This window comes from Thiorhodovibrio winogradskyi (genome assembly GCF_036208045.1).
Lineage (GTDB): Bacteria > Pseudomonadota > Gammaproteobacteria > Chromatiales > Chromatiaceae > Thiorhodovibrio > Thiorhodovibrio winogradskyi.
On the sequence record NZ_CP121472.1, the window covers coordinates 4,896,469 to 4,910,449 of the forward strand.

The 13,981-nt window shown below is 61.8% G+C and carries 14 protein-coding genes; 2 read left to right on the forward strand and 12 right to left on the reverse strand.

Annotated elements, in window-relative coordinates:
* Positions 1-197: 197 nt before the first annotated feature.
* Positions 198-2,450, reverse strand: a complete 2,253-nt coding sequence (locus Thiowin_RS22675; RefSeq protein WP_328985233.1) for a nitric oxide reductase activation protein NorD — start codon at positions 2,448-2,450, stop codon at positions 198-200.
* Positions 2,451-2,462: 12 nt separating this feature from the next.
* Positions 2,463-3,278, reverse strand: coding sequence for a CbbQ/NirQ/NorQ/GpvN family protein (locus tag Thiowin_RS22680; protein WP_328985234.1), 816 nt, complete (start codon positions 3,276-3,278; stop codon positions 2,463-2,465).
* A 193-nt stretch (positions 3,279-3,471) separates the two neighbouring features.
* On the opposite strand from Thiowin_RS22680, the gene Thiowin_RS22685 reads away from it, so the two are divergent.
* Positions 3,472-3,729: a FitA-like ribbon-helix-helix domain-containing protein gene (locus tag Thiowin_RS22685; protein WP_328985235.1), complete on the forward strand. Its 258-nt coding sequence runs from the start codon at positions 3,472-3,474 to the stop codon at positions 3,727-3,729.
* Positions 3,726-4,151: a type II toxin-antitoxin system VapC family toxin gene (locus tag Thiowin_RS22690; RefSeq protein WP_328985236.1), complete on the forward strand. Its 426-nt coding sequence runs from the start codon at positions 3,726-3,728 to the stop codon at positions 4,149-4,151. Before Thiowin_RS22685 ends, Thiowin_RS22690 begins: the two co-directional genes overlap by 4 nt.
* Before the next feature lie 90 nt (positions 4,152-4,241).
* Here Thiowin_RS22690 and Thiowin_RS22695 read toward each other — a convergent pair whose 3' ends face one another.
* The 10 genes from Thiowin_RS22695 to Thiowin_RS22740 all read right to left on the reverse strand — a co-directional run bounded on the left by Thiowin_RS22695 (position 4,242) and on the right by Thiowin_RS22740 (position 13,893).
* Entirely contained in the window at positions 4,242-5,633 is a 1,392-nt protein-coding gene (locus Thiowin_RS22695) for a ribulose-bisphosphate carboxylase (RefSeq protein ID WP_328985237.1), read from the reverse strand.
* Positions 5,634-6,146: 513 nt separating this feature from the next.
* Positions 6,147-6,563: a CBS domain-containing protein gene (locus Thiowin_RS22700; protein WP_328985238.1), complete on the reverse strand. Its 417-nt coding sequence runs from the start codon at positions 6,561-6,563 to the stop codon at positions 6,147-6,149.
* A 36-nt stretch (positions 6,564-6,599) separates the two neighbouring features.
* Positions 6,600-6,824 (reverse strand): Na(+)-translocating NADH-quinone reductase subunit E, encoded by a 225-nt coding sequence (locus tag Thiowin_RS22705; RefSeq protein WP_328985239.1) that lies wholly within the window; start codon positions 6,822-6,824, stop codon positions 6,600-6,602.
* Positions 6,825-6,927: 103 nt separating this feature from the next.
* Positions 6,928-8,148 carry an NADH:ubiquinone reductase (Na(+)-transporting) subunit F gene (gene nqrF, locus Thiowin_RS22710; RefSeq protein ID WP_328985240.1) on the reverse strand — a complete coding sequence of 407 codons (1,221 nt, stop codon included), beginning with the start codon at positions 8,146-8,148 and terminating at the stop codon, positions 6,928-6,930.
* A 10-nt stretch (positions 8,149-8,158) separates the two neighbouring features.
* On the reverse strand, positions 8,159-8,770 hold the full coding sequence (gene nqrE, locus Thiowin_RS22715; RefSeq protein ID WP_328985241.1) for an NADH:ubiquinone reductase (Na(+)-transporting) subunit E: 612 nt from the start codon (positions 8,768-8,770) through the stop codon (positions 8,159-8,161).
* 3 nt (positions 8,771-8,773) lie between these two features.
* The gene (locus Thiowin_RS22720; protein ID WP_328985242.1) at positions 8,774-9,604 is read right to left on the reverse strand and encodes a Uma2 family endonuclease; all 831 of its coding nucleotides are present in this window, start codon (positions 9,602-9,604) and stop codon (positions 8,774-8,776) included.
* 104 nt (positions 9,605-9,708) lie between these two features.
* Complete coding sequence (locus tag Thiowin_RS22725; protein WP_328985243.1) at positions 9,709-10,371, reverse strand: NADH:ubiquinone reductase (Na(+)-transporting) subunit D; 663 nt, start codon at positions 10,369-10,371, stop codon at positions 9,709-9,711.
* A 3-nt stretch (positions 10,372-10,374) separates the two neighbouring features.
* Positions 10,375-11,286, reverse strand: a complete 912-nt coding sequence (locus tag Thiowin_RS22730) for a Na(+)-translocating NADH-quinone reductase subunit C (RefSeq protein WP_328985244.1) — start codon at positions 11,284-11,286, stop codon at positions 10,375-10,377.
* Positions 11,276-12,505 (reverse strand): NADH:ubiquinone reductase (Na(+)-transporting) subunit B, encoded by a 1,230-nt coding sequence (locus tag Thiowin_RS22735; protein WP_328985246.1) that lies wholly within the window; start codon positions 12,503-12,505, stop codon positions 11,276-11,278. Before Thiowin_RS22735 ends, Thiowin_RS22730 begins: the two co-directional genes overlap by 11 nt.
* Positions 12,502-13,893, reverse strand: coding sequence for a Na(+)-translocating NADH-quinone reductase subunit A (locus Thiowin_RS22740; protein WP_328985247.1), 1,392 nt, complete (start codon positions 13,891-13,893; stop codon positions 12,502-12,504). The genes Thiowin_RS22735 and Thiowin_RS22740 overlap by 4 nt, the downstream gene beginning before the upstream one ends.
* Between the last annotated feature and the right edge of the window lie 88 nt (positions 13,894-13,981).

Genomic DNA, 13,981 nt, shown 5'->3' on the forward strand with positions numbered 1-13,981 from the left:
GCACCAGTCCGGGTTAGACCGGGGCTTGCGCTGCCGACCGGAAAAGGTTGCGAATGGCAGCCGGTTTGGTCACGGACCAAGGCGACCGTGTCGGGATCCATGGCTTTAACCCTGTCGATGCGCGGGTTTTTTAGCCAGGCGATGGCGTATCCAGTCGCCGGCTCAATATCTGAGCATCTCAGCCTCGTCATAATCCCCTACTGCGTCAAACTCACAAACAACTGCGTCAACCGCTCCGGCAGGCGTTCCACGCAATCAATCACGCTGTAATGCTGGCCGAAGATGGTGCCGACATAGTCATCGGCGAAGGGATCGAGATTGATGCAGTAGCTGTAAATCCCCGCCCCACTCAGCTCTTGCACCGCTTTGCGGGCATCTTCAATCAAGCGCTGCGGATCGCTCTCGTCAATATCCGCCGGCTCACCGTCGCTCAGGATCAACAGCAGTTTCTTATCCGCAGGGCGTCGTGCCAAGCTGTGCCCGGCGTGGCGTAGGGCGGCGCCCATGCGGGTCGACCAGCCGGCCTGCATCGCCGCGAGGCGCGCCTTGACCGGCTCACCCCAGGGTTCACTGAAGCCTTTGATGTGCAGGTAGCGCACTTCGTGGCGGCTGTTGGAGGAGAAGCCGCCGATGGCGAATTCATCGCCCAGCGCCTCGATGGCCCAGCCGAGCAGGGCCACCGCCGCCTGGCTGAGTGCGAGGATACTTTGGGAGCAGCCCTCGGGGGTTTGTTTGATGGATTCCGACAGATCGAGCAACAGGGTGACGGCGATGTCGCGCCCGTCGGTGCGATGGCTCATGTTGATGCGTGGGTCGGGGGTGTGACCGGAGCGTAAATCACTCAGGGCGCGGATGGCGATGTCCAGATCCAGCTCACTGCTGTCTTCCTGGTAGCGTTGGCGCACCGCCAGTTGGGGCTTGAGCCGTTCCAGCAGTTGGTGCAACCGCTTGGCCAGGCCGGCATGTTGAGCGAGCAATTGGTCGATCTGGGCAGCCTCGCCGGCGGGGTGCAGGCTCTCATAGAGGCTGACCCAGTCGGGGCGGTAGTGGCGGCTTTGATAGTCCCATTCGGGATAGTGGCGCGGCGGCAGGCGATCCGGTTCTTCGACGCTGCGGCGCGGGGGTTCGTCGAAGGATTCTTCTTCGTCGCCGGCTTCGATGTAGCGCCACAGGTGGCGGTTGTCATCGCGGTAATCGACTTCGGTGTCGGTGAAGAAGACGTTCGGCGATAGATCGGACTGACGGCGGGTGCGGGCGATGAAGGCGATGGCCAGGGCGGCGGCGTCCGCAGTGCCGTGGTTGGGTTGCGCCAGCATTTCGTGGAAGCGTTCTAGGAACTCCAGCAGATCCGGGTTGCGGTAGCCGTGATCTGGATCCAGCACGGCGCGCGAGAACAGCGCCAGGCGGTGGCGAATGCAGGCGTGCTGCTCGGGATCGCAGGCGTCCTCAACGGGCTTGGGATGCAACGCCAGCCACAGCGGACGCAGGCCGGGATACGCTTGGATGGCCAGTTGCTCGACGCGGCAGTCCTCGAACACATCAATCGCCAGGCGCTGAAAGGGGCTGTAGTTGTCGGCGATGATGGAGCCACTCCAGCGCCGGTGGGCGGCGATGTGGGCGAGCAGGGCGCGATAGCGGTCGAGTCCGCTGATGCCGGCGCGGTCATCGCAGGCATCGGGCAGGCGGATGCCGAGGGCGTCGTAATAGGGGGTCGGCTGGCGCAGTTGATCGAAGGCGGTGGAGTATGGAATCAGCAGATCGGAATCCTGCCACAGGGCGCGCAGGTAGAGTTCCAGCGGGCGTTCGTGATCGACCAACAGGGTGCCGTGGCGCTCGCGCTGGAGGATGGCGCGGCTGTCGGGCGTTTGCAGGCTGAAGTAGTCTTGTTGGCGCTCGGGGTGGGTAAGAAAGTGCTTCAGTCCGTAGTCGATCCAGTGGCGCAGGCCACTCAAGGACAGTTCGCCGAGCAGTTGCGGCAGGCGTTCCAGCAGCAATGTCAGGCTGGGGCTGGGCAGGGTGGCGGATTGGTTGTTGTGGATTGATGCGCTGGTGCGCCGGGCAAAGTCCATCAGCAGGTCGATGGTCTGCTCGAACAGCTCGTAGCTACCGAGGCGCGCGGTCACGCCGGTGATGCTCTGCATGAACACCGGAATGGCATGCCCGTTGGGGGTGCGCGACAGGCGCCAAACGCTGCGTGAGACCAGCTCCAGGCAGTCTTCACCGAGGCGCTCGGCGATGCGCGGCAGCTCTTGCAGATAGACCAGCACCGGCTCGACGCCGCGGCCGATCATGCACACCATTGAGGCACCGTCGAGATAGTCCGCCAGGCCTTGTTCAGACAGCCGCGCCTCGGCGTCGCGCAGGCAGTCGGCGAAGATGGGTTCGATCTGGGGGAAGTTGCACGCCAGGCGCTGGCGATAGGCGGGCAGGCGCTCGTCAAGGTCGCTCATCGCGGCTCCGCTTCAGGCGCCGTCCGCGCCAAACACGGCATCAATGGCGTGATAGAGGGTGTCGCGGATTTCGGCATCGTCGGTGATGGGATCGACCAGTGCCATGCGGCAGGCCAGGCGCGGGGCGATATCTCGGTTGATGAGACGCGCGGCATAGACCAGCAGCCGGGTGGAGATGCCTTCATCGAGGCCGTGCCCTTTAAGGTTGCGGGCGGTGGCGGCGATCTTAACCAGTCGGACAGCCTGATCGCGCGGGGTGCCGGTCTCTCGGGCAATGATGTCGGCCTCATGATCGGGGTCGGCGTAGTCGAAGTGCAGCGCGGCGAAGCGTTGCTTGGTGGACTGCTTGAGATCCTTCATCAAGGACTGGTAGCCGGGGTTGTAGGAGATCACCAGCTGGAAGTCGGCATGGGCCGCTACCTGCTCGCCTTTCTTGTCCAGCGGCAGGGTGCGGCGGTGGTCGGTGAGCGGATGAATCACCACCGTGGTGTCCTGACGAGCTTCGACGATTTCATCTAGATAGCAGATGGCGCCGATGCGCGCGGCAGTGGTCAGGGGTCCGTCGAGCCAGCGGGTGCCGTCGGCGTCGAGCAGGTAGCGCCCGACCAGGTCGGAGGCGGTCATGTCCTCGTTGCAGGCGACAGTGATCAGCGGGCGCCCGAGCTTCCAGGCCATGTATTCGACGAAGCGTGATTTGCCGCAGCCGGTCGGGCCTTTGATCATCACCGGCAGGCGCTCGTCCCAGGCGGCTTGGTAAAGCTCGACTTCCTGGTGCAGGGGTTGGTAGAAGGGTTCTTGTTGGATTAGGTATTGGGCGTGGTCGGTCATTTGCGTAAGACAAAAAGTTGTTCGGGAGCAAGCTGGCGGTGGCGTCAGTCAAGATGACAAGCTTGATCGCATCGGTAAAGTAACGATACCGCTGTCGCGTCGGACTGAGAGACAGCCGTGCGGCAATCGTCATCGGGATGATATCATCGGGATAAAATGATATCATCACGGTTTAAAGCCACGGGAAAGCAGCATGAGCAGTGTGACAGTTAGAAACCTACCTGATGAGGTGCATCGTGCGTTACGAGTTCGTGCCGCCCATAACGGCCGCAGCACCGAAGCGGAAATCCGCGAAATTCTCACAGCGGCTGCCCAGCCCGCTGAGCGCGTCAAGCTTGGCGCTTTGCTGGCCTCCATTGCCCATCATGCCGGCGCACTCACCGATGCCGAAGCGAACCATTTTGACAGCATTCGCGATCAGACGCCAAGCGAGCCATTGGTGGTTGAATGATCCTGCTCGACACCAACGTGGTTTCAGAACCCTGGAAAAAACAACCGGATCCCCGGGTGCTGGCTTGGCTTGATGCCCAAGCGATTGAGACACTCTACCTATCCGCGATCACTGTGGCCGAGTTGCGCCATGGCATCGCCACCATGCCACAAGGACAACGCCAACGGATCTACCAAGAACGCTTGGAACAGGAGGTTCTGCCTCACTTTGCAAACCGCGTTCTCGCGTTCGATTTGGCCGTTACAGAAAAATACGCCGCGTTGATGGCGCGAGCCAGGACGAGGGGTGAGGCGATTGGCCTGGCCGATGGCTACATCGCCGCCACCGCCGCATCTCACAACATGCGTGTAGCGACGCGCGACATCAGCCCGTTCGAGGCCGGTGGGGTTGCTGTCATTAACCCGTGGAGTGCCTCCTTGTAGAGAGCTGGCCGCGCAAGGCATCGGCGTTGTCCATCTCAGGTTGGACTTTGCCCCCGCCGCAACGGGGGCGTCATTGAGTGGGTCGGTCGCTTACTTATGCGCCCCAGCACCCAGCTTGTCGCGCCAGCCGGGGTAGATGGCGTCGGCATCGTGCGGGAAGGACTCGAAGGCGCGGGCGAATTCCTTGTGCTCCTTCGCCCATTCGATGGGATCGGCGCCGGCTTTCCAGCATTCATACGCCTGGCGCAGGGAGAGCGCGCCAGCGGCCGGGCTGTCGATGTGACCGTAGGAGCCGCCGCCAGCGGTGTTGATCACATTGCCATGGCCGAGGTTTTCGAAGAAGCCGGGCAGGCGCAGCGCGTTCATGCCGCCGGAGATGATCGGGGTGGTCGGCTTCATGCCGTACCATTCCTGATGGTAAGCCGGGCCGGTGTAGCTGTCGCGCTCGATGATGTAGGCGATGTTGCGATCATCCTTGCTGCCTTCCATCTTGCCATAGCCCATGGTGCCGACATGGATGCCCGAGGCGCCTTGCAGGCGCGCCATCTTGGCCAGCACATAGGCGGTGTAGCCGCGCTTGGAGTTGGGCGAGGTCACGGCGCCATGACCGGCACGGTGATAGTGCAGGTACTGACCGGGATACTGGCGGCGGGCGGTGGTCACCATGCCCGGGCCGCCGACATAGCCATCGACCAGGAAGGCGACCTTGTCCGCGTCCGGGCCGAAGGCCTCAAGAATAAAATCGGCACGCGCGCACATCTCGAAGTGATCATCGGCGGTGATGTTGGCCGAGAACAGCTTGGCCTGGCCGGTTTCGTCCATCGCCCGCTTCATGGAATCATACACCAGCGGATAGACCTTCTTGGCCGGGCAGAATACCTGGTTGCCCTGCGGCTCGTCGTTTTTGATGAAATCGCCGCCAAGCCAGAACTGATAAGCCGCCGCCGCGAAAGGCTCCGGGCGCAGGCCGAGCTTGGGCTTGATGATGGTGCCGGCGATGTAGCCGCCATCGACCACCGGACGACCGAGCATGCGCCACATGTCGGAGATGTCCTTGGCCGGACCGTCGAACAGCTGGATGGCGCGCGGCGGCATGTAGAAGTCATACATCTGGGCGTGCGCGATGTCGCCCATGCCCTGATTGTTGCCGATGGTGAGCGTCAGGAAGGACACTAGCATCATGCGCCCATCGGTCATATTGCGATCGAACAGATCGATCGGATAGGCGATGCGCATCTCCTCGGTCGCCTCGTCGATGAGGTAGACGAGGGCGTCGAAATTCTTGGTGTAGTCATCCGTGGTGCAGACTTCCACATTGGTGCCGGTGGAAGACTCGGCGGCGAAGTGGGCGGCGGCTTCGAGGTAGCCATAGCCGGGCTGCGGCTTCATTTTGTAGGCGCACAGAACATGCTTGCCGCCGGCGATCAGGTCGTCTTCGCGCAGGCTGAGATCGGCATAACGGGCGGATTGATCAAGTGCCATCGGGGTCTTTTCCTCAGTGTTGTGTAGGTATTGGCTGCGGCTGCGAGCGGCAGTCCGGTGGTGTGATCTTTCGCGAAAGGCTATCCGGGACGGCGGGCTGCGCGGCGCACCAGGCGCTGCTTGAGGTTGATTCAACAGCGCTGCCAACCAGGGTACGCGACATGATCTTACAAAAATACTAGGGTTGTCGACATTATCGTCGAAAACGGAGGATCGAGGCGGGCCAGCCGGCACAAATGCGTCTCTTTAGAGCCGACCTGTTGGAAAGCGGGATTGGATGATCAATACCTGAGTGCGCTAATTGTAGATTTAATGGGCTTTATCCACCCAGACCGTCGCAGGTATAACTGTACCGGCGCCCTTGGAGTTCCGCCTGCCACGCAACAACAAAAAGACTTTAACATCACAGAAGCGCGTCGTTCAGAGTGGTCAGAAGATGCCTGAGGGAGCTAGATCAAGGGTGCGCCCTGTTCAATGACTGAATCGAGCGTGGCAAAGGCGGCGCTGGGGGTCTCAGGCGCGGCTGGCGTCGGGCTCCCAGCCGGCTTCAAGCCGGCGCAACACATCGCGACGACTGATCATGCCGATCAGGCGGCCGTTTTCAAGCACCGGCAGACGACGCAGGTGGCTGTTGGCAAAACGCTCGGCAATTTCCACCGCCGGGGTGTCGGCATTCACGGTGATGACATCCGCTGTCATGAAACTTTCCACCTTGCCGCCGCTTTCGCGGTAGTAGCTAGAGTCCAGAGCCACCTTCAGGCAGTCGCGTTCAGTCAACATGCCAACCAGATTGCCGAGCTGATCAAGAACCGGCGCACCTGAGATGCGTTTGTCGATCAACACCCGCACGGCTTCAAGCACATCCATGTCGGCGCGAAAGCTGACCAGCTGCTGGGACATGATTTGTTTGGCGGTTTTGGTTTCGAGCATGGGGCGATCCTCCAGTGGTGATCATCAACGCCCAAGTCAGTGGCTCGGGCATTCTTGTTGTGTCTTTGATTCGGTCTCGATCCGATCACGCTGGCAACCGCCACCGGCGCGACAGGCGCCATTGCAGTCGGAGGTGATGCCCGGCAGGTGGGCAAGGCCGCCGCAGCTGCCGGTTATGCCGCGCCCACCGCGCAGCACGCCAATGGCCATGCCAAGAAAAGCCAGCAGAAAAATTCCCAGTGCAAACAGCAGTTCAATCATTGCTTCGTGCGATTGATCGCGGTTGATGTCGCTGCCAGAATACTCTCCCAGAATACTCTCCCAGAATGCTCCCCTAGAATTTCACCCAGAATCGCGAGCCAGATTAGCCGCCGAAGTTATCGAGCAGAATATTGTCCTCCTCGACGCCGAGGTTTTTAAGCATGCCGATCACGGCCGCGGTCATCATCGGCGGGCCGCACATGTAATACTCGCAGTCCTCGGGCGCCGGATGCGCGCCGAGGTACTCATCGAAGAGCACCTTGTGGATGAAGCCAACCGAACCCTGCCAATTGTCCTCCGGCTGGGGGTCGGACAGGGCGATCTTCCAGCTAAAGTTCTCGTGCTTGGCGGCCAGCCGGTCGAAATCCTCCTGATAGAAAATCTCGCGCTTGCTGCGCGCGCCATACCAGAAAGTGATTTTACGCTTGGAATTCAATCGTTCCAGCTGATCGAAAATATGGCTGCGCATGGGCGCCATGCCGGCGCCGCCGCCGACGAAAATCATCTCGGCGTCTGTGTCCTTGGCGAAGAACTCGCCGAAGGGGCCTGAGACGGTCACTTGATCGCCGGGCTTGAGGCTAAAAATGTAACTCGACATGATGCCGGGCGGCACATTCGGCTTATTCGGCGGCGGGGTGGCGATGCGCACATTGAGCATCACGATGCCCTGCTCGCCGGGATAGTTGGCCATGGAGTAGGCGCGCATGGTCGGCTCCTTGGTCTCGGCCACATAGCGCCAGAGATCGAACTTGTCCCAGTCGGCGCGATAAAGTTCCGGGATGTCGAAGTCACGAAAGGCCACCCGATAGGGCGGGCATTCGATCTGGATGTAGCCGCCGGCGCGAAAGTCCATGTGTTCGCCCGCCGGCAGCTCCAGCACCAACTCCTTGATGAAGGTCGAGACGCTTTGGTTGGAACGCACCCGGCAGGTCCACTTCTTGACGCCGAACACCTCGCGCGGCAGCTCGATGCGCAGGTCTTGTTTGACGCCGAGCTGACAGGCAAGCCGGTAGCCCTCGGCCGCCTCGCGCTTGCTGATCAGGCTGGATTCTGTCGGCAACAACTGGCCGCCACCCTCCAACACCCGCACCCGGCACTGACCACAGGTGCCGCCGCCGCCGCAGGCGGAAGACACGAACAAACCGGTGTCAGCCAGGGCGCCGAGCAATTTGTTGCCGGGACGGGCTTCCACCCTGTGTTCCCCGTTGATATCGATGGCCACGGCACCGCTTGGCACCAACCGACTGCGCGCGCCCAGAATGACCGCGACCAGCAGCAGGACCACGGCGGTGAAAACAACAATGCCTAGAGAGACGTCCAGCATGATGGCGGTGTCAGAGCTGAATTCCGGAAAAGGACATGAAGGCCATGGCCATCAACCCGGTGGTGATGAAGGTAATGCCGAGCCCTTGTAAGCCGGCCGGCACATCGCTGTACTTAAGCTTCTCGCGAATCCCGGCCAGCAGCACAATGGCCAGCGCCCAGCCAAGGCCGCTGCCAAAGCCATAGACCAGGCTTTCGCCCAAGTCGTAGCCGCGCTCGACCATGAACAGCGAGCCGCCGAGAATGGCGCAGTTGACGGTGATGAGCGGCAGAAAAATGCCCAGGGTGGCGTGCAGCGCGGGAAAATACCGATCAAGGATCATTTCCAGAATCTGCACCATGGCCGCGATCACGCCGATGTAGGTAATAAGCCCAAGGAAGCTCAAATCCGTCTCGGCCAAGCCCAGCCAGGCCAGTGCTCCGTCGCGCAGCAGATACTCGTTGATCAAATAATTGGCCGGCACCGTGATGGTCTGCACAAAAACCACGGCAATGCCCAACCCCAGCGCGGTGGAAATGCGCTTGGAGACCGCCAGGAAGGTGCACATACCGAGAAAAAAGGACAAGGCCAGATTCTCGACAAAGACCGCCTTGAAGAGCAGCGAGAGGTAGTGTTCGAGCATGGCTTAGAACTCTTCTTTGCGCGGGGAGATTGACCGGGTTGCGGTATCAGGTGGCTGCGCTCCAGCGTCGAGCATATCGACATCTTCCTCGGGAGCAACCCCCAGCGCCCGGAGTTGTGCGACCAGCCGCAGGCGTTGTTGCTCGGCTTGATCGGCGCGTTGGCGTTCTTGTTCCGCGCGCTGGCGTTCTTGTTCCGCGCGCTGGCGTTCTTGTTCCGCGCGCTGGCGTTCTTGTGCGGCGCGGTGCTCAGCGTCCAGCCGCTGCCGTGCTAATTCCAACGGCGAATAGAAGGGCGTGCCGTCGGGGTGAAAAATCTCCAGCCGGTCTGGTTGCAGCGCAAAGTGGATCTTCAAGCGTGGGCTGACCCAGCCGTTGACATGGGTCATCGCCCGCAGGCGCTGATCTTGTCGCTGCCAAATCTCTAAGCGGTTGCGCTGCGGATCATAGACATAGTATTCCTCCACGCCATGGGTGTCGTAGAACGCCAGCTTGGCGCGCATGGCCTGGATGCTATTGGATGGCGATAGCACCTCGAACACCACCTGGGGGGCGAGATTCTCTTCTTCCCATTGTTTGTAACAACCGCGCGGCCCCTTGGGACGACCAAACACCACCATGGCATCGGGAGCTAGCGGGCCGCTGATGCGCCGATCCGCCACCGGATACCAGAGCAGATCGCCAGCAACAAAGACGTTGGGTTCGTCGGCAAACAAAATCTCCAGGTTTTCCTTGATCTTCACAATCCAGTCGAATTGGAGGGTGTTCTCAGCCATTGGCTCGCCGTCGCTTTCGGGATAGGGGTCGTCGGGGTCGATCCGAGAGAGGGGGTGCATGCGAGAAATCTCCAGTCGGGTGAACGCGCCGATTGTGCTGCTAATGATTGTCCTGCCAATCAAGCGGCTCGCAACAGCACAGAGAAGGCGGGTTTGAGCATGGCCTACAACACCTCCGTGCGATGGACGATGTGAATCTGGTACTCGGGCTTTTCGAGTTGCTCGGGCTTCCAGGTGCGAATGCCCCAGATCATCAGGCCAATAATAAAGAAGGCGCCCGGGGCGAGCAGCATCAGGCCGTTGGGCTCATACCAGCCGCCGGCGCTGGTCAGCGGCAGCAGTTGCACGCCGAGCAGACTGCCAGAGCCGAACAGCTCGCGGATGGCGCCGACGGCGATGAGAATCACACTGTAGCCCAGGCTATGGCCAAGTGCATCGAGAAGGCTCGGCAAGGGCGGATTTTTCGACGCAAAGGCCTCGGCGCGCCCGAGCACAATGCAGTTAGTGATAATCAAGCCCACAAAGACCGATAACTGCTTGGACAACTCGTAGGCAAAGGCCTGCAGCACCTGATCGACCAGAATCACCAGCGAGGCGATGATGGTCATCATCACGATAATGCGAATGCTTGATGGCAGATGGCGGCGGATCAGGCTGACGATCAGATTGGAGCCCACCAGCACGAAGGTCAGCGCCAGACTCATGGTGATGGCCGGCGCCAGCTTGGTGGTGACCGCCAGCGCCGAGCAAATGCCGAGGATCTGCAGGGTAATAGGGTTGTTGTCGACGATGGGCGCGATCAGGAGTTTACGCTGGGCGGCATCCATGGGTTAGCCCTCCGAGTTCTCGCTGACGCTGGCCGAATTGTTAGCGGCGCTGTTGTCGGCGCGCAGCTTCTCGAGATAGGGCCCGAAACCCTGCTCCCCGAGCCAGAATTGCATCAGGTAGGTGACGCCATTGGTGGTGAGGGTGGCCCCCGAGAGGCCATCGACGCGCTTGTGCGCGTCGGCCGCGGTTGGATCGACTGGCCCCTTGGCCACGCGAATGACTGGCTCACCTTCCGGGCCGATCAGGGTCTTGTCCTCCCACTTCGCCTGCCAGCCGGGATTGGCCACCTCGCCGCCAAGGCCGGCGGTCTCGCGTTGCTCGTAGAAGGTGAGTGCTTTCGCCCGGCGCCCATCTGGATGCAACGCGACCAGGCCATGCATGGTCGACCACAGGCCATAGCCATAGACGGGCAGGATGACTGTTTCGATCTGGCCGGCCGCGTCTGATTGGCCAGCTGCGTCGGTGGAATCCTCCCGCACCAGGTAAACCGGCATCTTGTCTGGCCGACGGCGGATGCCAGCGATGTCCTCTTCGCCCAGCGCCAGACTGGCGAGCGGATCATTGGCCGCGTCACGGTAGGAATAGCTCATGGGATCGGGATGCGCGACATAGTCGCCACTCGCGAGATCAACCAAGCGCACCTCGATGGCGGCGAAGGCGCGCTCGATCTCCGCCCCGGCGGCCTCGATGCCGGCGACACGCAGGATCTCACGCTTCAGCGCCAGGCTGGCATTGCGCTCTTGCAGCGGACGCAGACCCACGGCGGTGGCCGAAACCACCACCGAGCAGGCCAGGCAGAGCACCAGGGCCACCGCGACGGTTTTGATCGGATCATCGTTCGGCCGCGCGAAGATGGCGCCCAGGCCTGAGCGCAGTCCAGAGCGCAGGCGTGACAGCAGAGCTTCAGCGGGCATGACGCTTCGCCCTCCTGCGCACATTCGCCTGCACCACGAACCAATCGATCAGCGGCGCGAACAGGTTGCCGAACAGAATCGCCAGCATGATGCCCTCCGGATAGGCGGGATTGAGCACCCGAATCATGGCGGTCATGGCGCCGATCAGGGCGCCGTAGATCCACTTGCCGGTCTCGGTCATGGAGGCCGACACCGGATCGGTCGCCATATAGACCATGCCGAAGGCAAAGCCACCGAGCACCAAATGCCAGTACCAAGGCACCGCCATGGCTGGATTGGTCTCACTTGGGAAGAGATTGAACACCAGTGTGGTGACCACCAGCCCGAGCAGCACCCCGGCCATGATGCGCCAGGAGGCGACCCGGGTGAAGAGCAAAAAGCCGGCGCCGATCAAAATCATCAGGGTCGAGGTGCTGCCAACGGCGCCCTGAATGGTGCCCAGGAAGGCTTGCCACCAACTAATGCCGGCGGCGGTGATGGCCTCCACCCCGCCGCTCGCGGCCAGCATTAGGGGCGTGGCGCCGCTGAAGCCATCAACGGCTGTCCAAACCGCGTCGCCGGAGATCTGCGCCGGGTAGGCGAAGAACAAAAAGGCTCGGCCGACCAGCGCGGGATTGAGAAAATTCTTGCCGGTCCCGCCGAACACCTCCTTGCCGATGACAATGCCGAAGGAGATGCCGAGCGCGACCTGCCACAGCGGAATGGTCGGCGGCAGGGTGAGCGCGAACAGAATGGAGCTGACAAAGAAGCCCTCGTTCACCTCATGGTTGCGCACCATGGCGAAAAGCACTTCCCAGAAGCCGCCGGCGGCCATGGTGACGATGTAAATGGGCAGGAAATAGGCCGCGCCATGCCAAAAGTTGTCCCAGATATTGCCGGGATCATAACCACCAGCGCCAAGCCAGCCGATCAGCAGGCCGCGCCAGCCCTCGACCTCGGTGATGCCCATGGCCGCCATGGCGCTGTTGGCCTGGAAACCGACATTCACCATGCCAAAGAGCACGCAGGGCAGCACCGCGAGCCAGACGAAAATCATCACCCGCTTGAGATCAATGGCATCGCGGATGTGCGGCGCATGGGCGGTGACAGTCGCGGGAGTGAACAAAAAGGTGTCCACCATCTCGTAGAGGGCGCCGAATTTCTCAAAGCGCCCGCCGCGCAGGAAGTGCCGCTCGTGGCGGTCGAAGAACTTGCGCAGTCCGTGGCTGATCGGCTTCATTGATGCTCCCGCCAGATCTGGTTCAGGTTGCGCCGCAGCATGGGGCCAAAGTCATGCTTGCCGACATCGACATAGCTGCACAGGGCGAGATCCTCTTCGTCCAACTCCAGCGCGCCCAGGGTTTGTGCCGTTTCGGTGTCATCCACCACCAGGGCACGCAGCAGCAGGGTCGGCAGGATATCCAATGGCATCACCCGCTCATAGGCGCCGATTGGCACCAGGGCGCGCGGGCTGCCATTTAGGTTGGTGTTGAAAGCCAAATCCCCGGTCCCGCGCAGGCTGCCGGCATAGACGTTCTGCGCCGAATACTTGGTGAGCCCCAGCCCCAACCAGCCCAACCACTCACGTGTGCGATACTCTGGCAACACAGTCACCTGGTTGTGAAAACGCCCAAGGTAAGCGCTGTGGCCCACTGCCTGACGCCCGTCGAGCGGCGACCCGCTGATCACCCGTGCCTCGCGCTCGTCAGCCAAGGCGCTGGCGACCAGTTCGTTGGTCGATGCGCCCATGCGCGTGCGCAGCAGGCGCGGGCGCGCGACCATGGGGCCGGCCAGGCTGATCACCCGCTCGGGGTCGATGCGTCCGGTTTTGAACAGCCGTCCGATACCGATGCAGTCCTGATAGCCGATATGCCACACGGGTTGCTCCAGACTGGCGCCGTGCAGGAAATGAATATGGGTGCCGACCAAACCGGCTGGATGCGGGCCGTCAAACTCCACTTGCTGAACACGCGGCTCGGCGGGTAGTTCCAGCGCGATTCCGGGCGCGGTGCAGACATGGACAGGCCCGGCGGTGAGCTTGGAAAGCAGCAGCACGCCATCGGCAAAATCGCTTGCCGCCTCGGCAAGGAAGAGCCGTGGATCGGGCGCCAGCGGCCGGGTATCCATGGCGGTGACAAAGAGCGCTGCCGGCTCCCCGTCCGGCGCGGGCACCCGACTGAAGGGACGGGTGCGCAAGGACAGCCAGAAGCCGGACGCGAGCAGATTCTCGCGCACCTGCGCGGCGTTCAGGCCAGCCAGTTCTCCGCGCGGGTAGTGATTGAAGGTCTCGCACGCCTCGCCCTCAAGCCGAATCACCACGGATTCCAGCAATCGGCGTGGACCGCGGTGGATGGCCTCGACCACCCCAGCACCAGGCGCTGCGCAGAGCACCTGCGGGTAGGCCTTGCCGCGCGAGAGCGGCTGACCGAGTTTGACCCTGTCGCCCGGCTGCACCAGAACCTCGGGCATGCGCTTGGGCCGCAGCACGTCGAAGCCGTTGACCGCGACTCTTGAGACCCAGGAGGTCCCGGCGGGAGCAGCTTCGATCTGGCGCTGATCCGGGGCGCCGGCGAGCGGCAGGTTAAGCCCCCGCTTGATGCGAATCCGTTTAAAGTCGCCGTTGGGCATGATTTCAAGGATACTCCGCCTTGCGATACTCTTCTTAGTATCGCGGAATACTGCCCCAAGTCGCAAATCAGGACAATTTTTGATGACT